This window comes from Thiothrix subterranea (genome assembly GCF_016772315.1).
GTDB classification, from domain to species: domain Bacteria; phylum Pseudomonadota; class Gammaproteobacteria; order Thiotrichales; family Thiotrichaceae; genus Thiothrix; species Thiothrix subterranea.
Map to the genome: position 1 here is coordinate 2,773,349 of NZ_CP053482.1, position 22,274 is coordinate 2,795,622.

The following is a 22,274-nucleotide window of genomic DNA, read 5'->3' on the forward strand; positions in this document are numbered from 1 at the left end:
CAGTATGCAAGCTTTGATTCTCGGCGGTGCACGTTCCGGTAAAAGCCATTATGCCGAAACGTTAGCGCAACAGTCCGGTCACGAGGTTATTTATATCGCGACTGCGCAAGCGCATGACGCTGAAATGCAAGAACGCATTACCCATCACCGTGCTACTCGCCCTGCACATTGGCTGACAGTAGAAGAGCCACTAACACTTGCCGCCACCCTGCAACATCATGCTGCTTCACACCGCCTGTTGCTGGTGGATTGCCTAACACTGTGGTTGACCAATTTGCTGTGTTTGGAAGACGAGCAACGTTTGCAAACAGAAACCACCGCATTGTTACAGACACTTCCGCGTTTGCCAGGGCATACCCTGTTGGTCAGTAACGAGGTGGGGTTGGGCGTCGTGCCATTGGGCGAATTGACGCGCCGTTACGTTGACAGCGCAGGGCGCTTGCATCAGCAATTAGCCGCACAACTGGAAACGGTGGTGTTCATGGTGGCAGGTTTGCCACAGGTATTAAAAGGACATTTCAATGGATTGGCTGAATGAACCCTGCGCGAGTGCGACAGAACATTACCGAGAATTTGCTTTACAACGTCAGCAACAACTCACCAAGCCTAGCGGCGCGTTAGGCAGGTTGGAAACGTTGGCAGTGACATTGGCAGCGCTGCAAGGCCGTGAAGACCCCCGTGCCGATAGGGTTCACATCAGTATTTTTGCCGCCGACCACGGTGTGGCGGAAGAGGGTGTCTCCGCCTTCCCGCAAGCGGTGACTGGGCAAATGGTGCACAATTTTCTCAACGGTGGTGCCGCCATCAGCGTACTGGCACGAGAGCTGGGTGCAACGCTGGAAATCATCGACGTCGGTGTCAAAGACCCGCTAAACCATGCAGGGCTGATCAGTCAACGTGCCGGTGCTGGTACGGCAAACAGTGCGCAAGCCCCCGCGATGACCCACAGCCAGCTCAATCTTGCACTGCAAGCAGGTTACGCCGCTGCCGAACGCGCCTATGCGAATAAAGCACACCTGTTTATTGGTGGTGAAATGGGCATCGGCAATACCACCGCCGCGACCGCGTTGTATTGTGCCTTGCTGGATGTTGCACCAAGCGTTGCCACCGGCGCAGGCACAGGGCTTGATGCTGCCGGTATTGCGCATAAAGTGAATGTTATTCAACGCATTCTTGATGTGCATCGCCATCACCTGAATGCGCCGTTGGAGGCATTGCGTTGCGTCGGTGGGTTTGAAATTGCCGCATTGGTCGGGGCGTATTGGCGGGCGGCTCAACGGGGCATTCCCATTGTGGTGGATGGTTTTATCAGCACCGCCGCCGCATTGGTGGCAGTGCAACAGCAGCCGAATGTGCGGCAATGGTTATTGCTCAGTCATGCGTCTGCCGAACCGGGGCATGTGTTGGCAACCGATTTTCTAGGTTTGCAGCCGTTGTTGGATTTGCAAATGCGGTTGGGAGAGGGCAGTGGCGCGGCGCTGGCTGTGCCGTTGTTGCGCATGGCGTGCGCTTTACATAACCGCATGGCAACGTTTGCTGAAGCAGCGGTGGCGGGTGAAGCGGCAGCGCGATTGTGATGCATAATATACCCCGCTATTTTTTCCTTGCGCTGTCATTTCTGACCCGTATTCCAGTGCCGGATTTGGGGAAGCTGGAAGCAGTGGATTTTGGGCGGGCAGCTTTGTTTTATCCATTGGTGGGCTTGCTGATTGGTGCTTTGTTGTGCCTCCCGCTGGTATTGTTTCCACACGCACCGGCGGTATTGCTGGCAGCAATAGTGACCGTGTTATGGGCGGCTATTACTGGTGGGCTGCATCTGGATGGGCTGGCAGACAGTGCCGATGCGTGGCTTGGCGGTTTCGGCGATGTGGAAAAGACGCACCGCATTCTCAAAGACCCGTTGATCGGTGCGGCGGGTGCAATCGCGCTGGTCGGATTGTTATTGCTGAAATTCGCCGCGCTGGTGGTGATCCTTGAAAACGGTGTGTGGTGGGTGGTCTTGCTGGCTCCGGTATTGGGGCGGGCGCTGGTATTGTTACTGTTTCTGACGACACCTTACGTGCGGGCGGGCGGCTTAGCCAGTGCAGTCACCGCGCATTTGCCGCGTACCGTAGCATGGTGGCTCACACTGGCAACGTTGCTGCTGGTGGCACTGGTTTCCTTGCACGGTTTGGGGGCAGTACTGCTGGGATTTTGGTTGTTGCGTCGCATGATGGTACAGCGCTTGCGAGGTTGTACCGGTGATACCGCCGGTGCAACACTGGAAAGTGGTGAAATGTTGTGGCTGCTGGGGGTGGCATTGGGCTTGCCAGCGTAAGGTGGCTATGGCGCTTGGAGCAGCGCCATCACAACCGGCATATTCAAGTGTGTTTCCAGTGTATCCGCCAGCCGTTCGAGTTGTTGTTCGCGCACCGCATTGATGTCGAATGTGTCTGCCTCGCGTAAACCTGACCATTCCAACAATGCTTGCAATGCTTCCGGCGCGTCAAATAGCCCGTGCAAATACGTCGCTAATATCAGCCCATCGGCAGAAATTGCGCCATCCGGTTGTCCATCCCAATATACCGCTGGCGCTTCCAACGCTTTACCTGTGCTAATGCCGCAGTGGATTTCATAGCCGTGAAGAAAATCCTCCCCCAACCTCGCCCAGCCGCTACTCGCGGCGCTTGCGCCCTTTTGCAAAGGAGGGGCAAGCGTGCCTCTGCGGTTATTGAGTTGTTTTTCGGGGTTCAGGGTCGTTTCCAACTCAAGTAAACCCAGCCCCGCATAACTACGCGGTTCCCCCTCCATCCCATGCGGATCGTGAATCGCCGCCCCCAACATCTGCAAACCGCCACAAATCCCGATCACCTTCCCGCCGTAACGCAAATGCCGCTGGATCGCCGCCTCCCAGCCTTGCGAGCGCAACCACGCCAAATCAAACCCAACATTTTTGCTACCGGGCAAAATCAGCAAATCCGCCGCCGGAATGCTTTCCAAATGTCCCACATACTGAAAATCCACCTGCGGATGCAGCCGCAACGGCTCAAAATCCGTATGGTTACTGATATGCGGAAGGCGCGGTACAACGACGCGGAATTGTTCCCTTCGACTCCGCTCAGGGAACGCCGCATTCTCCGGCACAGCATCCTCCGCATCCAAATGCAGCCCATGCAAATACGGCAACACCCCCAACACTGGCTTGCCGGTATACGCCTCCAACCAATCCAACCCGCCCTGCAACAGCGCAATATCGCCACGAAACCGATTGATCACAAAGCCTTTGACTCGCGCCTGTTCGCTTTCAGACAGCAACGCCAACGTCCCCACCAAATGCGCAAATACGCCACCTTTGTCGATGTCCGCAATCAAAATCACCGGGCAATCCGCGCGTTCCGCAAACCCCATATTGGCAATATCGCCCTCACGCAAATTGATTTCCGCCGGACTACCCGCACCTTCCACCATGACGTAGGTGTATTCCGCACACAGCCGCGCATAGGAATCGAATACCGCCGCCGCTGCCTTGGGTTTGTAGCTGTGGTAATCGAGGGCTTCGAGATTGCCGATGGAATGCCCTTGCAAAATCACTTGCGCCCCCGTGTCAGTATTCGGCTTGAGCAGCACGGGATTCATGTGAACGCTAGGAACAACGCCCGCCGCCTGCGCTTGCAAGGCTTGCGCCCGCCCGATTTCGCCGCCATCGGGGGTGACTGCGCTGTTTAATGCCATGTTCTGCGGTTTGAACGGCACGACGGATAAGCCGCGCCGTTTGAAGACGCGGCACAGCCCCGCTACCAGCGTGCTTTTGCCCGCATCCGAGGTGCATCCCTGCACCATCAAGGTTGGCATGATTGAATTCCTTGTTCCAGACGTAACCAGTCTTGTTCCGTAGCAGGCAAGCCGAAGCGTAACGCCGCAGGCTCGGTGAATAAACGGGTGAGAATTCCTTGCGCTGCCAAGGCTTGATGGATTTCTGCGGCGTGGGGCGAAGGCAGATAGCCAAACAACGGCGTGCTTTGCACCGCGTCACCGTAATAGCGTTGCAATGAGGTGTGCAAACGCTCGCCCGCCAGCACCAAACGGCAACGTTGTTGCTGCTGCCAAGCCCGATCCGCCAATGCTTGTTGCCCTGCCCAGCGTGCCGGATGGCTCACCGACCAATCGCCCTGCAAAGCAGCGATGGCTTGCAACAGCGGGATTTCTGCCCAGACAAAACCTAAACGCACGCCTGCCAAGCCGAAAAATTTACCCACCGAACGCAACACCACCAACCCTGATTGCGGCTCAGGGATAATCAGGCTTTGCGTGGGGGTAACATCCATAAACGCCTCATCCACCACCAGACAGCCGCCGTGTTGCGCCAAGGTTTGCTGCCAGTGGCGTAAGGTTTCCGATGAATAATGCTGCGCGGTCGGATTGGTCGGGTTGACCACCACCAGCACATCCAGCGCGGGCAATGCCCGTTCCACTTGCGCTGGGTTTAACGCCTGCACGGTGTGACCTTGTGCCGCCCATGCGTGTTGATGGCTGTGGTAGGCAGGGCTGATAATCCCGACGCGGCGGTTGGAGGGAAAGCATTGCGGTAATAGTTTGATCGCCTCTTGAGAACCGTTGACGGGTAACAGATAAGGGCTACCGTAATACTCAGCGGCAACGCTTGCCAACCCATCATCGCTTTCCGGCAAGCGTTGCCAGCACGCAGTCGGAACAGGCGGCAAAGGATAAGCCCACGGGCTAATGCCAGTGGACACATCCAGCCAATCCGCCAAAGGAATACCGAATGTTTGGCTGAAACGCCTTAATTGCCCACCGTGATTATGCGAAGAAAACACTAACGCCCCCAATGATCAAGGTGATACCCGCCCACAGATACACACCCCGATCCAGCAAGCGGATAGCACTGGTAATCGCGGTTGCGTCCGGTATTGACCCCGCACCGAGTGACGGGCGGGCTTTGGTTTGCCCCGCATATACCGCATCGCCGCCGAGTTGCACTTGCAACGCACCCGCGCCCGCCGCCATCACCACTCCGGCATTGGGGCTATACCAACGACTGCCTTGGGTACGCCACGCCAGCATCGCAGCAACAAAATTCCCACACAGCGCATACGTTAACGCCGTCAATCGTGCCGGAATCCAGTTCAACACATCATCCACCCGCGCTGCCCACTTGCCGAAGCGCTCAAAGCGTTCACTGCGATAACCCCACATCGCATCCAGCGTATTACTCAGGCGGTACAGCACGACTGCTGGCGCACCGCCGATCATCAGCCAGAATAAGGGGGCAAACACAGCATCGCTGCCATTTTCCAGCACCGATTCGATGCAGGCACGGCTGATCTGGGGGCTATCGAGGTGGGAGGTGTCGCGGCTAACCAGCCAACCGACTTTTTGCCGTGCTTGCGGTAAATCATCCGCCAGCAGTGCTTGTTGTACCCACTGGGCGTGTTGGCGCAGGCTTTGCCAGCCAATCGCCAACCAACCGCACAGCACACTGAGCCAAATACCACCGATGAGCGTATCCAGCCACCAAACGGCAATGCTTAAAGGCAACACTGCCAAACACCACGCCAGTATGCCGTAGTGAACGGTGCGGTTATTAAGGTGAGATTCCAGCCAATCCGCCAGCTTGCCGAAGCCGACCAGCGGGTGAAAACGCGGGGGTTCGCCTAACAGCCGATCCAACAGCAGGGCGGGGACAAGGGTTAGGGCTGAAATCATGTAAAAAATCCATCATCCAACGTCCGCCCCTGCCGCCAGCCTTCCAATTCCAGCATAGGGGCAGAATAAAACGCTTCCACCTGCCCAATACACAAAATGGCAATCGGCTGACTGCCGGCGGGTAAGCTCAACCATTCAGCCAATGCCAGCGGATCAAACATCGACACCCAGCCCATTCCTAAATTTTCAGCACGAGTCGCTAACCACAAATTTTGAATGGCACATGCGACTGAACATAACGCCATTGCTTGCGGCATTGTGCGCCGCCCAAACAACGTACCGTCGTCTGGCGCAACGCTTACCACCCACAGTTCAGCACAATCGCGGATACCTTCCACTTTGAGGCGTAGGAATTCTTCACCCCGTTCTCCTAACGCATTCGCCGTCTCCGCCCGTTCTGCCATCACCAACGCCGCAATACCCTCACGTTGCTGGATAGTGCGGATACGTTGGAAACGCCACGGCTGCATCAGCCCCACCGACGGGGCTTGATAGGCGGCTTGCAGTAACCGCTCGATGGTCGCGTCATCAATGCGTGTGTTGGGGGTGAAATGCCGCATATCACGCCGCGCGGCGATAATACGGTAAAGGCTCTCACGCTCTTCCGATGAAAAGAACGGCTGGTGCTGTTCAGACATTACCAAACAAGCCCGCTACCGCTGCGGGGTTTGAAGGAAAATACAGGTGCAAGTAGCTGGCGTGTAATCGCCCTGTCTGGTACACCACCTCACCGCGCCCACCCGCCCGTTTGCTAACGCTGGTGGCGATAATCGGTAGTGCCGTTTCCAGCCGCGAATAGTGGAAGGTATGCCCGCGCATCTCCCCTTGCGGCAAGCTGACACTGTGCAAGCCAAGGTTCGCCAGTGTGGTTTGCATCGTCGCGTTACCTTGCAGCAAGCCGACCATCGGGGCAGTTTGCCCTTGCGTATCGGTCAGCGATTCGAGCAAATATAACAGCCCGCCACATTCGGCAACAATGGGCTTATTCGCGGCATGGTGCGTGCGAATCGCCGCTTGCATAGCGGTATTCGCCGCCAGTGTTGCCAAGTGCAATTCGGGGTAGCCACCCGGCAAATACAACGCATCCGCTTCCGGCAAGTCGGTATCGGTCAGCGGTGAAAAGAAGTGCAGCTCCGCGCCCATTGCCCGCAACACATCAAGATTGGCACGGTAGAGAAACGCAAATGCCGCATCCCGCGCCACCGCAATACGGACATTGCTCAACATCCGTGCAGGGGCAACGCTTACTTGCGGTGTAGGGGTAAAAGTGACGGGTGCTAGCAAGGTCGGCGCGACACCTTGCAGGGCATTGGCTGCCCGCTCAATGCGTGCTTCCACATCAACAATTTCAGCGGCTTGCACTAACCCCAAATGGCGTTCCGGCAAGGCAATCGCGGCATCCCGCGCCAACCAGCCCAACAGCGGTAAACCCGCTGGCAGGCTTTCCGCCAACATTTCACAATGGCGTTCACCCGCCACACGGTTGGCAAAGACCCCCGCTAACGGCAAACCCGCGCGGTAATGCGCCAAGCCATAAGCAATCGCCCCGAAGGTTTGCGCCATTGCCGCCCCTTCGATCACCGCCATAACCGGAATGCCGAAACAGGTTGCCAAATCCGCACTGGAGGGTTCACCGTCAAACAAACCCATCACGCCTTCAATCAGGATCAGGTCGGCTTCAGCGGCAGCAGCATAAAGCAATTCTCGGCAATGTGCCTCCCCGCCCATGAACAAATCAAGCTGGTACACGGGTGCGCCGGAGGCACGTTCCAACAGCATCGGGTCAAGGAAATCCGGGCCGGTTTTGAAGACCCGCACCCGCAACCCTTGCCGTTGGTAATACCGCGCTAACGCCGCCGTCACCGTCGTCTTACCCTGCCCAGAGGCAGGGGCAGACACAAATAACGCCGGACAAGTACGTGAAGTTGGCATCATAAAGTGGTTTTACCCGTGAGTGCGTGAAAATGGGAAACCGCGAGATGTAACGCCATGCCAACCGCTACATACAAGCTGGTAACATACAAACCGTGCGGCGCGTATTTCACTAAACGTCCACCCAATTCCACCACACTGAATTCCGCAAATTTGCCAGAGAAGGCATAGAAGCTACCACTGGAAATGACTTCCGACACCGCAAAGCCGACCACAACCGCCAACACCAGTTTACCCAACGTTGCCAGCGTTTCGCCTTGCCAAGCAGATGCCAACCAACGCCCTGCCACAAACAGCGCACCATAGGCGGGAACAAGTGCCACATACGCTTGCGACACACAGAAATCGCTGACACCAAACTGGGTGATGGCAACGTAATCAATCACCACCGCCACTGCCATGAATACCCCGAACGCCATCAGATTCCGCAAGTAAAATCCCGCAAGGAAAAATACTGCTTTCGACGCATCCAGCAAGTGATCCGAGACATGAGCGCGGGTAACAAGCATTGCCAGCAGCAATACGCCACCGACCAGCCATTGGTTTTTAGTTGAAAGTGTAAACATCGTTCTATCTCCTTAACATTATTTCGGTGCGTATTTAACCGTCACCAGACCATTAACACCGTCTTGATTATAGCCGTTGTTGGTTTGGTAATCTTTGTCCAATACGTTGCTGAGTTTTGCCCCGACTGTCCAGCTCTTCGCCAGTTGGTAATCGGCGCGTAAGTCGAGCGTGCCATAACCCGAAAGCTTTTTGCCCTCGGTGTTAGCGGTATCGGTGTAACGCTGGCTTTCGCCACGCAACGTTGCACCCACACGGAATTTGCCAAGATCACGGTCAATATCGACGCTGGCAAGCCGTTCGGGGCGGAGTATCAGGTTTTTACCGGCATCTGCACCACTGCGGTTTTCGGGTTTCTGGAGGGTAAGATTGGTATTCACCTCCCAGCCTGCCAATTGCGTCCTCGCACTCAGTTCCACGCCTTGAATCCGTGCCTTGTCGATTTGGCTGACCTTGTAAGTTGGCGGCGGGTAGCTGATCAAGTTGTCGATGTTATTGCTGAAGGCATTAGCAGACCAACGCACCTTGTCACGGGCAGCTTTGCCGGAAACGCCGAGTTCAGTGTTTTGCGACTCTTCCGGTTGCAAGCTGGCATCGCCACTGTTGGGGAAATACAAATTATTGAAGGTGGGGGCTTTAAACGCTGTGCCATACGCCGCCGTCACGCGCATTCCGTTGGGCAAATCACGCCCGACCGCCACGCCGCCTGTGGTGTGGTTGCCGAACTGTTCGTTATCGTCCTGACGCGCCGATATATCGAGTTGTGTCGCGCCGAGCGTGGTTTGGTAATTGCCAAATAGCCCAGTATTAGCACGGCTGGCGACGGTGTAAGTTGTGTTGCTATTGACCTTATCCTGTTGCTGCTCAATGCCTACGGTCAGCGAGTCGTTGGCACGCACCGCCACATCAGCTTGCAAAGATACGGTGTCGCGGGTGGTGTTAAAGCGGCTTTTGAATGCGCCATCCTTGAAATTATCGCTCTCATCCTTGGCTTGCCCAAGCTGCGCGGTCAGCACGGCTTTATCGCCGACGCTGTGGCGCAACTTGCCGCTGACTGCTTGCTGCACAAACTCGCCTTGGTTGCCGAAAGAGCCGTCGTAATCATTGTTGCCTTGCGCTTGCAACAAGGAAACGTCTACATCCGTGCCATTGGCAAAGCGATGTCCGGCACGCAGGGCAACGCTGTCGCGGGCGTAACCATCGGCATCCGGCTCTTGGTTATTGGCGGTGGCGTTGAAACCGTCGGTTTTTTCCGTGCCAGCATTCACGTTGTACCAAGTGGTCGTATCGCCGCCCGCCAGATTCACATTGGCTTTCTGGGTATTATGGCTACCCGCACTCACGCTAACTTCAGGCTGGAAACCCTTGCCGCCTTTGCGGGTGAAAATCTGAATCACGCCGCCAATCGCTTCCGAACCGTACAAGCTGGAACGCGGGCCACGCACGACTTCAATGCGTTCCACCTGATCCAGCGGCAAATCTTCAAACGCGACGCTGCCCGTAGTCGCAGAACCCATTTTAATGCCATCAATCAGCACCAAGACGTGGCTGGAATTCGTGCCACGGATGAAGACAGAGGTGGCTTTGCCCACGCCGCCGCTGTTACTCAGGGTAATACCGGGCAAATGCCGCAACACTTCCGGCACACTGGTTGCCTGATATTGCTCAATATCTTGGCGGGTAATAATGCTGACGGGGGCAAGGGTAGCATCGACGCTGCGGGCTTTGCGGTCAGCCGTTACGACGATGTCATCGAGGGTGGTGGCATCTTTTGCCAATACCAGTGGGGATGCCAACAGGCAAAGGGTAACAGTGCCGAACTGCGCGGCAAGGGGAGATAATTTCATGGGGTATGGATTTCCGTAACGATGCGCCCATCGCGCACGTGTGTGAAGACGACTCGCTAGAGTCGCGCCTTGTCAGGCCGGTATCGGACTTATCAGGTTGAGTGAACCTGCTTACCGTTGCGAGGGCAGTGTGGGGCTTGCACCCACTTCCCGTTTAACGCTTCCCGAAAACGATGAAGCGCACCTGAACAGGAGAGGCAAACTACGGGATTATTTAGGCAGAGTCAAATCATGCGTGGTTATGCACGACTGACAACAGACTCATCATGTTCATGAAACATTTCTTGTCTATGCTAATGGATAGCAGTCAGCCCGATTATTCCACGCATAGGAGTGAGTTTCATGAACACAATGACCATCGACATTCCACTACGCATCACCGTTTCTCTCGGTACGCCAACCACACCCGCTGCCTCCGCTGAAGTGACGGTATTGCAGCCGCCGTTGCAGCCATCGTCAGCTCCGTTGGAGACCGCAGCGGATGTGGAAATGGAGCGCATCACCGCCCGTGATTACCGCAATCGCACGGGATATTCCCCCGATTTTTTGGAGGCAAACGTCCCTGTGCCATTGCCGATTCTGACCGATGCGCAACGCAGCAATGCGGCTAAAAACAATCAGACTGCGCCGCAAGCCGACGATACGGTGTTGCCGTATCACCATTTTTCCATCGTTATGAACCGTAGTCGCCAACTGGCTTACTACACCGTGGTGAATATTGATGGTGAACGCATCCGTAACGTGCCGCGTTCGCGTGACAAATGGGCGTATGACCCACGCATTGCCGAATCTGAGCAAATTGGCGAAGATTTGTATGCGCGTAACGCCTTGGATCGCGGGCATTTGGTGCGGCGGCGTGACCCGGTGTGGGGCGCAGAGAGCGAGGCGCGTAATGCCAATGCAGACACCTTTCATTTCACCAATTGTTCGCCGCAACATGAACGCTTTAATCAAAACAGCGAAACTTGGTTGGGCATCGAAGATTACTTATTGAATACCGCTGTCAGCGAGCGCAAGCGCTTGAGTGTGTTTACCGGCCCGGTGTTTGATGAGGAAGACCCGTTGTACCGTGGGGTGCGTTTGCCGTTGCGTTTCTGGAAAATCGCGGTACACGTCAAGGCGGATGGGAGTCTTGCGGTATCCGCGTATTTGCTGGAGCAGCAAAGCGTTCTCGGTGATTTGCAAGCGTTGGCGCGTTTCAATGCGCGGGTGTTTCAAGTCACGGTAGAAGAAATTAGCCAACGCACAGCGCTAGATTTTTCCTACCTCAGCAGCTTTCAGGTGGATTTGAATACTGGCACGGGCTTGGAACGGGCGGGTGCATTCCCACGGCGGCGCGTGGCTGAGCTTACTGACATCGTGCTGTAAAAAGACAAAGGGGCTGAACGGAATCAGCCCCTTTACTTCAGCGTGCAAGCTTACCAGCGTTGCGACCAGAAATTCCCATTGTGGAAATAATGCACGTAATCGCCAATCATCACGCTGCGGTCGTTCTGCGGGTACATCCAATATTCCTCGCGCCCGCGTTCAGTAATCAGCGGGGGTAACTGGCGGATTTTCTTGGTCGCCTTATCCACCTCAAACCGATACAGCCCAGTCTGAGTGTGGTCGTAATAATCGGACGGTTGTCCCTGCATTCCTGCTTGCGAGGTATCGTGCAGACTGATCGGCAACGCCACCCGCAAATCCGTACCCACGGGCAATACGCTAACGGCATGGTGATCGTGCAGTGCGGCGGAATCGGTACCGCGTTTGCCGAGAATCAGTTTATCCACTTCCTTCATCTCACCGGGTTTGCTGGTGTCGAACAGGGAGAGTTTCATACCCTGATACCAAGCGCCCCGGAAATCGCCGTTCGTGTCAGCAATGGCATCTTTGCCAATGCCCAGCAGTAAGTGTTTGCCGACGGGGTGCAAGTAGTCAGAGAAGCCGGGAATTTCCAACTCGCCCGCGATGTACGGATCTTGTGGGTTGGTTAAATCCAGCACATACAGCGGGTCAGTGCTGCGGAAGGTGATTAAATATGCCTGATCACCGACAAAGCGCGAAGCGTAAAGCTGTTCTTCGGGTTTGCCGATATGTTGCGGGCGCTTGCGGTTAGGCAATTGTGACACCAGTTGCAAACCCTCTTTGCCGCCTTCTTTGAGGATGCTGAGGATACCGGGGGATTTGCCGTAAGGGGCAGTAATTGCCATTGATGGGTCGCTGAATTGGTCATTTTGGGTAATGACGCGCAAATAGCCATCCTGTTCGCTGAAACGGAATGAGGATTCCTGCCCGCTCAAATGCCCCGGTACGGAGCCGCTGCCACGGTAAGCAATGTCAGTGCCGGTGAACGCAAACTTATGAATGCCGGTATTGCTGCGAGCGCCTTGCGCTTGGTTGTATTGGTAGTCGGTGGTGGCAAGGTAGAGCGCTTGCGGTGAGGCGTACAAGGTTTCGGTATTGCCCACGTAGCAACGGCTTTTGAAGCGGAAGTCTGCGGCGTTCAAGTCGATTGCGACCACGCTGATAATATTGTTGCTGTAATAGCTGGAATCCGCATCAGCCGTCTTGGGTGGGCGGTTGACGTAGCAATCATCTGCTGTGACCAGTGGCGCGGTTTTGCCATCCGCCGTGCGATAAGTGGGCAGAAAATCTTGCGCGGTCAGCTTATCCAGCCCGCTGGTCGAGTTGATTTGCGGGTAGCTTTGCAGCACCAAATACAGCGTATCATCGACGCGGCGACTGGCGTTGAGATTGCCATCCAATTGCACTTTTAGGGTGGACGCGGCTTTTTCAGGCTGGCGCACGTCGATGTAGTTCAATTCGGTTTGTTGCGGGCGCGGCATCATGTAAGGTGGTGGCATCATACGCGCTGTTCCGGCGGGCATTGGTATGGGAACGGGCATGGCTTGATACGCACTGCCTAGTGTCACCAGACGGCGTTGTTTACCGGCGAGGTAAAGATTTTGCAGGCTGCTGCCTTCGGGCAGGGTGAGGCGTTTGACTTCTTGTAAGTTTTTGCCGCCGTTGTTGATCTGCATAATCCGCAGGGTGTTGTCTTGGTAATGCTGGTTATTGGGTGCGCCGATGGCGTAGACATGGCGACCGTCGGTTTTAATGAGGTCAGCTTCATCGACCCCGCGCTCTTGCAGATTGGTGGTGGAAAAAGCAGGCGCTCTGGCAGCACCGGATGCGGCAGCCGGTGCAGGCGCTGCCATCGCAACTGGTGCGCCCATTGCTGGGGAATATTGCGGTTGTTGATACGATTTCAGCAGGTAATCGCGTAATTCCGCCGCGCTGGTTTTTTTCAATCCGCCGGTTTCGTTATCGACCGGCGCGTCTAACGAGGCGCAGGAAACCAACCACGGTACACACAGTACGGGTAAAAAGCGGGCGAATGTTGACGTTTTCATAGCGACTCCCTTGTTTGCATTTTATCTCGCTTATGATCATATTCTAGTCCAACAGTTCCATTGTGAAGGTGATATACCGCATGAATCTCGTGTTTTGGCGTTGTCCGTTATGTAATGAATCGCTGACTTTGGTCGAGCGTACTTGGGTGTGTGCTAACCGCCACAGTTTCGACCGTGCGAAAGAAGGTTACGTGAACCTGCTGTTGGTTAACCGCAAGCATTCGGCTGACCCCGGTGACAATAAAGCGATGTTGGGTAGCCGTCGCTATTTCTTGCAACAGGGATTTTACGCGCCGTTGGCAATGGCATTGGTGGCGGCGATTCGTGAGCATTTCCCTGACACGGAGCAAGCGCTGACAGTGTTGGATGCCGGTTGTGGCGAAGGCTATTACCTCAACCAACTGGTGCAAATGCTCGGTGCTAATGTGCAAGGTTATGGCACGGATATTTCGCGGGCGGCGATGCGGCTGGCGGCGAAGCAATACCCTGCGTTGGCGTTTGCGGTGGCTTCCAGCTTTGAATTACCGTTGGCGGATGCGTCGGTGGATGTGTTGGTGCGCGTGTTTGCGCCCGCCTCTGAAGCCGAGATTGTGCGCGTGTTGAAACCGGGCGGGTTGTATTTGTGGGCATACCCTGCCGCCCAGCATTTGTTCGAGTTGCGCCAGTTGATTTACGACGCGCCGCAACCGCATACGGTGGAAGAGTTGCCGCCGCTGGACAATATGCAGGAATGTCCGTCGTTGTCGGTGAATTACCCTGTCACGTTGCCGGATCAGGCAAGCATTGCGGCATTGCTGCACATGACTCCGTATTACTGGTCAGCAAGTGCCGAAAAACAGGCGCATTGCCAGCGCTTGCAGTCGCTGGATTTGACGGTGGATTTTTGTGTTACAGTGATGCGCAAAGGCGATTAACTACCCACACTCAGGGGGCATACGGTGGGCAAGCAATAACTCTCTGAAGCCGACATTATCAGCAAATACATCGGTAAAAAGCGTATCTGTTGGAAATCTGAATTTATCTTTGATTCGTGGTTTTACGCTCGGATTACTACCAAATCAAAGCCCGCATCCGTACCGCGCAAACCACCCAGTTGCATCTGGCGGATGCGCTGGCGGAACAGGCGGTAATCTTTTAAACAGGAATGACATTATGCCCATTGAAGTCGGTATCTGGAAAATTCAAGCACAGCCGCAAAAACTAAGCTTTTCGGCATTGGCATCAGAAGCCAAGCTGGAGGAAGTGCTAAAAAGTGACCTTGCAATTTTGTCACCCGATTGGATGTATTTGGGGCAGCAGGTGCTGACCGCACACGGTAAATATATCGACATATTGGCGATGGATGGGGATGGCAATCTGTGCGTCATTGAGTTGAAACGCCACAAGACACCGCGTGAGGCCGTGGCACAATTGTTGGATTATGCTTCGTGGGTGCAAGGGCTGGCTTACGCTGATATTGCTGACATTTACGCCGACAATCACCCCAACAAGCCGTTTGAACAAGGTTTCGTGGAGTTTTTCAATAGCCCCAGTCCGCCAGAAAAGGTCAATGAGCAACATCAGCTCGTGCTGGTTGCGGCAGAATTGGATAATGCCAGTGAACGGATTATTAACTATTTGTCCGATAATTTCGGTGTGCCGATTAACGCGCTATTTTTTCGCTACTTCCAAGATGGCGACAATGAATACCTGACACGCACTTGGCTGATTGACCCGCAAGCGGCAGAAGCACAAACGGTGAAGTTACCGCCGAAACTGGGAGGAAAAGTCTGGAACGGCGAGGATTATTACGTGGCTTTCGGTGATGATGGCGACGGTAATCTGGTTTGGGATGATGCACGGCAATATGGGTTTGTGGTGGCAGATGGCGGGCGTTGGTACACTCGTACACTGGAACAACTCAAGCCGGGAGCGCGGGTCTTCGCGTGTATTCCTAAGTGCGGTTATGTCGGCGTAGGTACGGTAATGGCGAGTGTACAACCGATCAACGAATTTTGTCTTGAGGTGGATGGCAATCCCAAGCCTTTTTTGGAACTGAAGCTAAAAGGTTATTACATGCGTGATCAGGCGGATAACCTTGATCAGCGAGCCTGCTTCGTGCGGGTAGAATGGCAAAAAACCGTTCCCAAAGAACAAGCGGTGTGGGTAAAGGGTATGTATGCCAATCAAAACACCGTTACTAAATTACGCAATAAATTTACGCTGGAACAGTTAGAACAGTTTTTCCGGTTACAGGAGTGACTTGTTCCACGCAAACCACCCAGTTGCATCTGGCGGATGCGCTGGCGGAACAGTCAATAGTCGGCATTAACCCCGTATTACTGGTCAGCGAGTGCCGAAAAACAAGCCGATTGCCACCACTTGGCGTCATTGGATTTGACGGTGGATTTTGCAGTGCGGATGATGCGCAAAATGATTAACTGAAGGGATGTAGCCAATGACAGTGATTGACGAGGTGATCGACACCGTAAAACGCCGTAACCCCCACGAGCCGGAATTTCACCAAGCGGTGCATGAAGTGCTGGCATCGTTAGCGCCAGTGCTGGATAAGCGCCCGGATTTGCGCGATGCGGGCATTTTGCAGCGCATGGTCGAGCCGGAACGCCAAATTCTGTTCCGTGTGCCTTGGGTTGATGATGCGGGGCAGGTGCAGGTGAACCGTGGGTTTCGTATTCAATTCAATAGCGCGATTGGCCCGTACAAAGGCGGCTTGCGCTTTCACCCTAGCGTGAATGCCAGCATCCTCAAGTTTTTGGGCTTTGAGCAAGTGTTTAAAAATGCGTTGACCACTTTGCCAATGGGCGGGGGCAAAGGCGGTGCGGATTTTGACCCGAAAGGCAAGTCGGATGCTGAAGTGATGCGTTTTTGCCAGTCGTTCATGACCGAATTGCAGCGGCACATTGGCGCGGAAACCGATGTGCCAGCCGGTGATATTGGCGTGGGGGCGCGTGAAATCGGTTTTATGTTTGGGCAATACCGCCGGATTCGCAATGAATTTACCGGGGTGTTGACGGGAAAAGGGGTGAACTGGGGTGGCTCGCTGATTCGCCCGGAAGCCACGGGTTACGGGGTGGTGTATTTTGCCGAATCCATGTTGCATACCCGCCATGAGGCGTTGGAAGGCAAGGTGTGTACCGTTTCCGGTTCTGGCAATGTGGCGCAACACGCGGTGGCAAAGTTGCATGAACAAGGCGCGAAAGTGATCAGCTTGTCGGATTCGGATGGCACGATTTACGACCCGGCGGGCATTGATGTGGAAAAACTGGCGTGGATAATGGAACTCAAGAATGTACGGCGCGGGCGTATTAGCGAATACGCTGAGCAGTTTTCCGCTGAGTATTTGCCCGGTAAGCGCCCGTGGGGATTGCCGTGTGATTGCGCATTTCCGTGCGCGACCCAGAATGAAATGACCGCTGACGATGCGGATACCTTGCTGGCAAATGGCTGTACGCTGGTGTGCGAAGGCGCGAATATGCCGAGTACCTTGGGGGCGATAGCGCGCTTCCAAGCGGCGCAGATTTTGTTTGCACCGAGTAAGGCGGCGAATGCGGGCGGGGTAGCAACATCGGGCTTGGAGATGAGCCAAAATGCGCTGCGCATGAGTTGGACACGCGGTGAAGTGGATGCCAAATTGCATTCGATTATGGTGAATATCCACCAGCAATGCGTGGATACCGCCGCCGCTTACGGGCAGGCGGGAAATTACGTGGCAGGGGCAAATATTGCGGGTTTTGTGAAAGTAGCCGATGCGATGTTGGCGCAAGGCGTTATTTGATCAGGTCGCGCGGCAAGCCTCGTCCTTCAGGGCGGGGAGGATTCGGAGTAATTAATGTGGTATTTGCTGCTGCTCGATGTACTGGCGAATGACTGAACTGTACCGCCCCTCCCATTCCGTTTGTCGGCTGAAACCCGCGTTTACGGTAGATTCAGGCACACGAAGTAGGGATTTTAGTCTACCCTTAGCACAATGCAACGACTACAAGCCTTCAAATACGAACTAAAGTCAGACGGTGGACAACAGCGCAATCTGTGCCGTTACGCGGGTTCGTGCCGCTTCGTCTACAACAAAGCATTAGCGTTGCAGCAAGCCAATCATGAAGCGGGTGAAAAGTTCATCGGTTATGTGGCAATGGCAAAACACCTAACGGCATGGCGCAATGGAGAAGAAACGCCGTGGCTGAAAGATGCCCCTGTCCATCCCTTGCAGCACGCGCTAAAGGACTTGGAAAAAGCCTACCAAAACTTCTTTGCTAAGCGTGCCGACCCTTCGGCTACGCTCAGGGCAGGTTTCCCCCGCTTCAAACGCAAAGGCGGCTGCGACAGTTTCCGCTATCCCGACTCCAAACAAATTAAGCTCGATCAGCGCAACAACCGCGTTTTCCTGCCAAAATTGGGTTGGATACGTTACCGCAACAGCCGCGATGTGTTGGGGGAATTGCGCAATGTTACGGTGTCCGGCAAAAACGGCAAGTGGTACATCAGTATCCAAACCCAGCGGGAAGTGGAGCAACCCATATCTGCCACCACCACGAGTATCGGTATCGACTTAGGCATAGCGCGTTTTGCCACGTTCTCGGATGGCAGCTACATCGCCCCGCTCAACAGCTTTAAAATCCAACAAGCCAAGCTCGCCAAATACCAACGGCGCATGGCGCATAAGCAGAAATTCAGTAACAACTGGAAAAAGGCGAAAGCCAAAGTTCAAAAACTCCACACACAAATCGCCAATACCCGCCGCGATTTCCTGCACAAAGCGACGACAACCATCAGCCAAAACCACGCGGTGGTGTTCGTCGAAGATTTGCAGGTAAGCAATATGAGCCTATCAGCGGCAGGCACAGCAGAAAATCCCGGCAAGAACGTGGCGGCAAAGTCTGGCTTAAACAAAGCCATCCTCGACCAAGGCTGGGGTGAGTTCCGGCGGCAACTCGACTATAAAATGGCATGGAATGGCGGCATGTTGTTCGCCGTGCCTGCGCATTACACCAGTCAAGAATGCCCCGAATGTCATCACGTATCAGCGGATAACCGCCAAACACAAGCGAAGTTTGTGTGCGTGAAATGTCACTATGAAAATCATGCCGATCATGTCGGCGCGATCAATGTTGAAGAGCGGGGACACCGCTTGTTAGCCTGTGGAGATGCGGCATTAAGTCGCTCGATGAAGCAGGAACTCACCGAAGTAAGTCAGCTATCTAGCTGAATGCAGTAGGAATCCCCTTCCTTCAGGGAGGGGAGGATGTCAACATGCTCCAGAGTTCCATCCCGATCACGATGACCCACAACAGAATGGACACGCCGACCGCAGCGGCGGCGATGTCTTTAATCACTTTGATTTTTTCGTTGTGACGCTCTTCCACAAAGTCACAGAGTGCTTCAATCGCACTGTTGAACAGTTCCGCCATGAGTACCAAGGTGGTTGCCACCAATACCATCAGAAAATCCACCCAGCCTCGGAAAGCGAAGGCCACGATCAATACGATCACTGATAGCACGAGTTTGTAAGTGACACTAAAATCGTATTTAACCGCGTAACTCAGCCCGGATAACACGGTGCGGAATTTCCGCAAGGGGTGATAACCCGCATCCCCGGTGCCGAGAAATTTATTTTTCATGCGTAAACCTTTGGCAAAAACACCACACGTAATAACACGGCACAGGCACCCCCTAGCAGTGCGCCGACCAGCACATCACTCGGCCAATGCACTTGCAAATATAGCCTAGACATCATCACCGCGATCACCACACCCGCGAGGACAATGCCCCCGCCGACCCGCAGCGCAGGTGGTAACAAAAACCACAGCGCCACAAAAAACGCAGCGGCTTGTGCCGAATGCGCACTGGGGAATGCCGAATCTACCGGCATCGCGGTCAAGGTCTCAAACAACGCCGGGCGTGGACGTTCAAACCACGCCTTGAGCGTAAAAGCCGCCGCACTTGCCAGCAGCAACGCCGCAGGCAAATACGTGCTGTGTAATGATAGCATGGGGGCATATCCCAAGCGCCATACCACCAAGATGCCCAACGCACTCAGGGGTACTAACAACCACAGCGACCCTAACCAAGTAACAGATGCAAAAAAATGATCCAGATACGGGGTGCGCAAACCGTGGAAAATGCCCAAAATCTGGCTATCCAAGACGTTTAGCATGTTATTTTTCCTGCACCGTGTCGCGGTAAGCGTGCCAACTCGCATGAGCAATCAAGGGCATTGCAATGATCAAACCAAGATCAAAAGTCGCAATCCCTAGGCCAATCACGACGGTGATGGTCAGTGCCCAAAGCAGCATGGTTAACGGGCTTTTGAAAACGGCACGCATACTGGTGGTCGCCGCCGTTACAATATCCACCTTACGTTCCAGCAACATCGGGGCTGTTACCACACCTGTCATGAAGGCCAATAATGCAAACAATAGCCCCATGCCGAAGAAGGCCAGAATAAACATCCAACCCTGTTCCATGGTGAATAAAGCGTTCCACAAACCGGCGTAACCTTCCATATCGACCGACATTTGATTAAAGAAAATCCCGGTGATGACGGCTGATAAGCGTACCCAAAATACCATCATCATGCCCAACACTACCGCATACAGCCCAAGGCTAATAGCATTTTCCCGAATACCACGGAGAGATGACCAGAAACGCGGGGCTTGCCCTTGTTCAATTTGATGGCTCAATCCATACAAGCCTAATGCGAGGAAAGGGCCGACCAGTAAAAAGCCGGTGCTGGCTGCCACAAAAAACGCCGGGTTAGTGGCTGAGACGATGCTCATAAGAATACCGACCAAGGCGAACACAATCCCGTAAGCTAAGCTGGCTGAGGGGTTGGCTTTCATATCCGCCCAGCCTTGCCGCAGCCAACGCATAATCGCGGCGGGTTCAACGTGTTGGACGGGGTAACTTTTGAATAATTGTTCGGCGTGAGGAGCACTGGAAACCCCAGCCGATTTACTTGCAATCTGTGCCATGGTAAACCTCCTTATAAGAACACTGTCGTTGTTAATACCCTAACGTTTTACTAGGGATTATTGTTAATGTAGTGTGAAAAATTCTCAACGACAACAAACCCTTATCAAAATACGGAAAATTTATGTCTAAAAAACGCGCTATTCCTGTCTTCGAGCACCCCATCATCGAAACCCATTGCCATCTGGATTATCTGGAAGGCTATGCGCTGGATGCTGCCTTGCAAGCTGCTCGTGAGGTGAATGTTGAACGAATTATCACCATTGCGGTTTCCCCCGATAATCTGGAAAAGGTGATGGCACTGGCGCAGCGCTACCCGCAAGTGTGGGGGACGCAGGGCATTCACCCGCACGATGCCAACGATTACAGCGATGCAGTGGATGCGCAGATTCGCGCTAATGCCTTGCACGCGAAAATACTGGCGATTGGCGAAATTGGGCTGGATTACCATTACGATTATTCGGATCGTGCTAAACAGCGTGAGGCGTTTGAGCGGCAATTGCAGATGGCGATTGATCTGAGTTTGCCGATTGTGGTGCATACCCGCGAGGCGGATGCGGATATGGAAGCAATTTTGCGCAACTTTGTTGGGCAAATGCCGAAGCGCGGGGTGATTCACAGCTTTACGTCGGGGCAGGCGCTGGCAGAATATTGCCTTGGCGAAGGTTTCTGTCTGGGCTTTAACGGGATTAGCACGTTTAAGGCGGCGGAGAATGTGCGTGAGATTATCAGCATTACGCCTGTCGAACAGATTTTGTTTGAAACCGATGCGCCGTATTTAACGCCGATTCCTTACCGTGGGCATAAGAATGAGCCGAAGTATTTGCCGTTTATTGCGGAACATGTGGCGGCGGTGAAGGGTGTGCCGTTGGAAACGTTGTTACCGCAGGTGTGGAAGAACAGTGTGGAGGTGTTTTTTGGTGGGGTGTGATACACAGTTTACTGCGCCGATAGCCGTGATATAGATATCTTGGGTTTACGCGCTCGTGTTGTTAAGCTGAACGAAAGAATCTAACCCAAAGCAGTACTACATGGATCACAAGCAAGAGTTCCACACAAAATTAGCCACGTTTGTTGGCAGTATCCAACAATACGTCAGTACGGAAGATGGGCAGTGGACGATCAAGGGATTTATCGACGTATTTCAGAACGTTTACACAATTTCATCCGACACCAAGATTGTTTCCAAGATATTGGAAATTCACCTGTTCCCGAAAATTCTCCAGTTTGCGCAAGACAACGGCTATCGCGTGGTGTTGGCTGACCATCAGAATTACTACCCGGATATTTCTTTCGTCAAAGTGGATGATGAAAGCGTCAAATTTGCCGTTGATTTCAAGACAACCTATCGAAATCCCAAAAAGCCGCACCTGTGCAACGGTTTCACTTTGGGTTCGCACGGTACATATTTCGAGAACCGCCAAAGTACCAAAAATATCCAGTTTCCCTATGGCTCATATACGGGGCATTTTTGCCTTGGCATCATTTATGACCGGGCAGAAGGGGCAACGATAGACGAAACCCGTTCCCATCGGCTGGATGAATTACAGTCCATTGCTTCGGTGGTCAAAAATTTCCAGTTTTTCGTGGTGGAAAAATGGCAAATCGCCAGTGACAAAGGCGGCAGCGGCAATACCGCCAATATCGGCAGCATCAATAATATCGACGATATTATCAACGGGCGCGGCATGTTTTCCCGTTTGGGAGAAAGTTGGTTCGACGATTATTGGATGAACTATTGCAAAATCATTGTGCAAAACGAACAAGGTATTACCAACAAAATTTCGACGCTGAAAGCCTTTGTTGCCTATCGCGGTGGTGATGTTTCGCTGGTAGTCGACAAACAGAATAGTGGGGAATGATA

Annotated in this window: 22 protein-coding genes and 1 riboswitch; of the genes, 11 read left to right on the forward strand and 11 right to left on the reverse strand. The window is 54.0% G+C overall.

Features of this window, described 5'->3' with window-relative positions; genetic code table 11:
* Positions 1-4 precede the first annotated feature (4 nt).
* Genes cobU through cobS form a run of 3 tightly spaced genes read left to right on the forward strand, consistent with a single transcriptional unit; the run spans position 5 to position 2,317 of the window.
* Positions 5-538, forward strand: a complete 534-nt coding sequence (gene cobU, locus HMY34_RS13795; RefSeq protein ID WP_202716047.1) for a bifunctional adenosylcobinamide kinase/adenosylcobinamide-phosphate guanylyltransferase — start codon at positions 5-7, stop codon at positions 536-538.
* Entirely contained in the window at positions 522-1,577 is a 1,056-nt protein-coding gene (gene cobT, locus HMY34_RS13800) for a nicotinate-nucleotide--dimethylbenzimidazole phosphoribosyltransferase (RefSeq protein ID WP_202716048.1), read from the forward strand. The genes cobU and cobT overlap by 17 nt, the downstream gene beginning before the upstream one ends.
* On the forward strand, positions 1,577-2,317 hold the full coding sequence (gene cobS, locus HMY34_RS13805; RefSeq protein ID WP_202716049.1) for an adenosylcobinamide-GDP ribazoletransferase: 741 nt from the start codon (positions 1,577-1,579) through the stop codon (positions 2,315-2,317). Before cobT ends, cobS begins: the two co-directional genes overlap by 1 nt.
* Before the next feature lie 5 nt (positions 2,318-2,322).
* On the opposite strand, the gene HMY34_RS13810 is transcribed toward cobS, so the two are convergent.
* The 7 genes from HMY34_RS13810 to btuB are packed head-to-tail and all read right to left on the reverse strand — an operon-like array spanning position 2,323 to position 10,046.
* Positions 2,323-3,831, reverse strand: a complete 1,509-nt coding sequence (locus HMY34_RS13810; RefSeq protein ID WP_202716050.1) for a cobyric acid synthase — start codon at positions 3,829-3,831, stop codon at positions 2,323-2,325.
* Positions 3,819-4,814, reverse strand: coding sequence for a threonine-phosphate decarboxylase CobD (gene cobD, locus HMY34_RS13815; RefSeq protein ID WP_202716051.1), 996 nt, complete (start codon positions 4,812-4,814; stop codon positions 3,819-3,821). Before cobD ends, HMY34_RS13810 begins: the two co-directional genes overlap by 13 nt.
* Positions 4,798-5,703, reverse strand: a complete 906-nt coding sequence (gene cbiB / locus HMY34_RS13820) for an adenosylcobinamide-phosphate synthase CbiB (RefSeq protein ID WP_202716052.1) — start codon at positions 5,701-5,703, stop codon at positions 4,798-4,800. The genes cobD and cbiB overlap by 17 nt, the downstream gene beginning before the upstream one ends.
* Entirely contained in the window at positions 5,700-6,341 is a 642-nt protein-coding gene (bluB, locus tag HMY34_RS13825) for a 5,6-dimethylbenzimidazole synthase (RefSeq protein WP_202716053.1), read from the reverse strand. The genes cbiB and bluB overlap by 4 nt, the downstream gene beginning before the upstream one ends.
* Positions 6,334-7,638, reverse strand: coding sequence for a cobyrinic acid a,c-diamide synthase CobB (locus HMY34_RS13830; RefSeq protein ID WP_202716054.1), 1,305 nt, complete (start codon positions 7,636-7,638; stop codon positions 6,334-6,336). Before HMY34_RS13830 ends, bluB begins: the two co-directional genes overlap by 8 nt.
* Positions 7,635-8,201, reverse strand: coding sequence for a hypothetical protein (locus HMY34_RS13835; RefSeq protein ID WP_202716055.1), 567 nt, complete (start codon positions 8,199-8,201; stop codon positions 7,635-7,637). The genes HMY34_RS13830 and HMY34_RS13835 overlap by 4 nt, the downstream gene beginning before the upstream one ends.
* A gap of 18 nt (positions 8,202-8,219) precedes the next feature.
* A complete protein-coding gene (btuB, locus tag HMY34_RS13840) occupies positions 8,220-10,046 on the reverse strand; it encodes a TonB-dependent vitamin B12 receptor (RefSeq protein ID WP_202716056.1) in 1,827 nt (608 codons plus the stop codon).
* Between the two features lie 58 nt (positions 10,047-10,104).
* A riboswitch (cobalamin riboswitch) is annotated at positions 10,105-10,249 on the reverse strand.
* A gap of 139 nt (positions 10,250-10,388) precedes the next feature.
* On the opposite strand from btuB, the gene HMY34_RS13845 reads away from it, so the two are divergent.
* Positions 10,389-11,414: a DNA/RNA non-specific endonuclease gene (locus HMY34_RS13845; protein ID WP_202716057.1), complete on the forward strand. Its 1,026-nt coding sequence runs from the start codon at positions 10,389-10,391 to the stop codon at positions 11,412-11,414.
* A gap of 50 nt (positions 11,415-11,464) precedes the next feature.
* Here the strand turns inward: HMY34_RS13845 and HMY34_RS13850 are convergent, their stop codons facing one another.
* Positions 11,465-13,444 carry a beta-propeller domain-containing protein gene (locus HMY34_RS13850; RefSeq protein ID WP_202716058.1) on the reverse strand — a complete coding sequence of 660 codons (1,980 nt, stop codon included), beginning with the start codon at positions 13,442-13,444 and terminating at the stop codon, positions 11,465-11,467.
* An 80-nt stretch (positions 13,445-13,524) separates the two neighbouring features.
* Here HMY34_RS13850 and HMY34_RS13855 point away from each other — a divergent pair, with 80 nt between their 5' ends.
* From HMY34_RS13855 to HMY34_RS13875, 5 genes are all read left to right on the forward strand, one after another.
* Positions 13,525-14,358: a putative RNA methyltransferase gene (locus HMY34_RS13855; RefSeq protein ID WP_202716059.1), complete on the forward strand. Its 834-nt coding sequence runs from the start codon at positions 13,525-13,527 to the stop codon at positions 14,356-14,358.
* Between the two features lie 238 nt (positions 14,359-14,596).
* Entirely contained in the window at positions 14,597-15,685 is a 1,089-nt protein-coding gene (locus HMY34_RS13860; RefSeq protein ID WP_202716060.1) for a DUF8606 domain-containing protein, read from the forward strand.
* Positions 15,682-15,864, forward strand: coding sequence for a hypothetical protein (locus HMY34_RS13865; protein ID WP_202716061.1), 183 nt, complete (start codon positions 15,682-15,684; stop codon positions 15,862-15,864). The genes HMY34_RS13860 and HMY34_RS13865 overlap by 4 nt, the downstream gene beginning before the upstream one ends.
* A 17-nt stretch (positions 15,865-15,881) precedes the next feature.
* Positions 15,882-17,219 carry an NADP-specific glutamate dehydrogenase gene (gene gdhA, locus HMY34_RS13870; RefSeq protein ID WP_202716062.1) on the forward strand — a complete coding sequence of 446 codons (1,338 nt, stop codon included), beginning with the start codon at positions 15,882-15,884 and terminating at the stop codon, positions 17,217-17,219.
* Positions 17,220-17,411: 192 nt separating this feature from the next.
* Positions 17,412-18,647 (forward strand): RNA-guided endonuclease InsQ/TnpB family protein, encoded by a 1,236-nt coding sequence (locus HMY34_RS13875; RefSeq protein WP_202716063.1) that lies wholly within the window; start codon positions 17,412-17,414, stop codon positions 18,645-18,647.
* 22 nt (positions 18,648-18,669) lie between these two features.
* Here HMY34_RS13875 and HMY34_RS13880 read toward each other — a convergent pair whose 3' ends face one another.
* The 3 genes from HMY34_RS13880 to HMY34_RS13890 are packed head-to-tail and all read right to left on the reverse strand — an operon-like array spanning position 18,670 to position 20,412.
* Entirely contained in the window at positions 18,670-19,059 is a 390-nt protein-coding gene (locus tag HMY34_RS13880; RefSeq protein WP_202716064.1) for a diacylglycerol kinase, read from the reverse strand.
* Positions 19,056-19,595 carry a phosphatase PAP2 family protein gene (locus HMY34_RS13885; RefSeq protein WP_202716065.1) on the reverse strand — a complete coding sequence of 180 codons (540 nt, stop codon included), beginning with the start codon at positions 19,593-19,595 and terminating at the stop codon, positions 19,056-19,058. Before HMY34_RS13885 ends, HMY34_RS13880 begins: the two co-directional genes overlap by 4 nt.
* Before the next feature lies 1 nt (position 19,596).
* Positions 19,597-20,412, reverse strand: coding sequence for a DUF2189 domain-containing protein (locus HMY34_RS13890; protein ID WP_202716066.1), 816 nt, complete (start codon positions 20,410-20,412; stop codon positions 19,597-19,599).
* 122 nt (positions 20,413-20,534) lie between these two features.
* Here HMY34_RS13890 and HMY34_RS13895 point away from each other — a divergent pair, with 122 nt between their 5' ends.
* Positions 20,535-21,341: a TatD family hydrolase gene (locus tag HMY34_RS13895; RefSeq protein WP_202716067.1), complete on the forward strand. Its 807-nt coding sequence runs from the start codon at positions 20,535-20,537 to the stop codon at positions 21,339-21,341.
* A 100-nt stretch (positions 21,342-21,441) separates the two neighbouring features.
* Positions 21,442-22,272: an EcoRV family type II restriction endonuclease gene (locus tag HMY34_RS13900; RefSeq protein WP_202716068.1), complete on the forward strand. Its 831-nt coding sequence runs from the start codon at positions 21,442-21,444 to the stop codon at positions 22,270-22,272.
* The last annotated feature ends 2 nt before the right edge of the window (positions 22,273-22,274 follow it).

Excerpts from the sequence above, each read along its gene's own strand:
- cobU (WP_202716047.1), top strand. The coding sequence starts at position 5 with ATGCAAGCTTTGATTCTCGGCGGTGCACGTTCCGGTAAAAGCCATTAT.
- cobT (WP_202716048.1), top strand. The coding sequence starts at position 522 with ATGGATTGGCTGAATGAACCCTGCGCGAGTGCGACAGAACATTACCGA.
- cobS (WP_202716049.1), top strand. The coding sequence starts at position 1,577 with ATGCATAATATACCCCGCTATTTTTTCCTTGCGCTGTCATTTCTGACC.
- HMY34_RS13810 (WP_202716050.1), bottom strand. The coding sequence starts at position 3,831 with ATGCCAACCTTGATGGTGCAGGGATGCACCTCGGATGCGGGCAAAAGC.
- cbiB (WP_202716052.1), bottom strand. The coding sequence starts at position 5,703 with ATGATTTCAGCCCTAACCCTTGTCCCCGCCCTGCTGTTGGATCGGCTG.
- bluB (WP_202716053.1), bottom strand. The coding sequence starts at position 6,341 with ATGTCTGAACAGCACCAGCCGTTCTTTTCATCGGAAGAGCGTGAGAGC.
- HMY34_RS13830 (WP_202716054.1), bottom strand. The coding sequence starts at position 7,638 with ATGATGCCAACTTCACGTACTTGTCCGGCGTTATTTGTGTCTGCCCCT.
- HMY34_RS13835 (WP_202716055.1), bottom strand. The coding sequence starts at position 8,201 with ATGTTTACACTTTCAACTAAAAACCAATGGCTGGTCGGTGGCGTATTG.
- btuB (WP_202716056.1), bottom strand. The coding sequence starts at position 10,046 with ATGAAATTATCTCCCCTTGCCGCGCAGTTCGGCACTGTTACCCTTTGC.
- HMY34_RS13845 (WP_202716057.1), top strand. The coding sequence starts at position 10,389 with ATGAACACAATGACCATCGACATTCCACTACGCATCACCGTTTCTCTC.
- HMY34_RS13850 (WP_202716058.1), bottom strand. The coding sequence starts at position 13,444 with ATGAAAACGTCAACATTCGCCCGCTTTTTACCCGTACTGTGTGTACCG.
- HMY34_RS13855 (WP_202716059.1), top strand. The coding sequence starts at position 13,525 with ATGAATCTCGTGTTTTGGCGTTGTCCGTTATGTAATGAATCGCTGACT.
- HMY34_RS13860 (WP_202716060.1), top strand. The coding sequence starts at position 14,597 with ATGCCCATTGAAGTCGGTATCTGGAAAATTCAAGCACAGCCGCAAAAA.
- gdhA (WP_202716062.1), top strand. The coding sequence starts at position 15,882 with ATGACAGTGATTGACGAGGTGATCGACACCGTAAAACGCCGTAACCCC.
- HMY34_RS13875 (WP_202716063.1), top strand. The coding sequence starts at position 17,412 with ATGCAACGACTACAAGCCTTCAAATACGAACTAAAGTCAGACGGTGGA.
- HMY34_RS13880 (WP_202716064.1), bottom strand. The coding sequence starts at position 19,059 with ATGAAAAATAAATTTCTCGGCACCGGGGATGCGGGTTATCACCCCTTG.
- HMY34_RS13885 (WP_202716065.1), bottom strand. The coding sequence starts at position 19,595 with ATGCTAAACGTCTTGGATAGCCAGATTTTGGGCATTTTCCACGGTTTG.
- HMY34_RS13890 (WP_202716066.1), bottom strand. The coding sequence starts at position 20,412 with ATGGCACAGATTGCAAGTAAATCGGCTGGGGTTTCCAGTGCTCCTCAC.
- HMY34_RS13895 (WP_202716067.1), top strand. The coding sequence starts at position 20,535 with ATGTCTAAAAAACGCGCTATTCCTGTCTTCGAGCACCCCATCATCGAA.
- HMY34_RS13900 (WP_202716068.1), top strand. The coding sequence starts at position 21,442 with ATGGATCACAAGCAAGAGTTCCACACAAAATTAGCCACGTTTGTTGGC.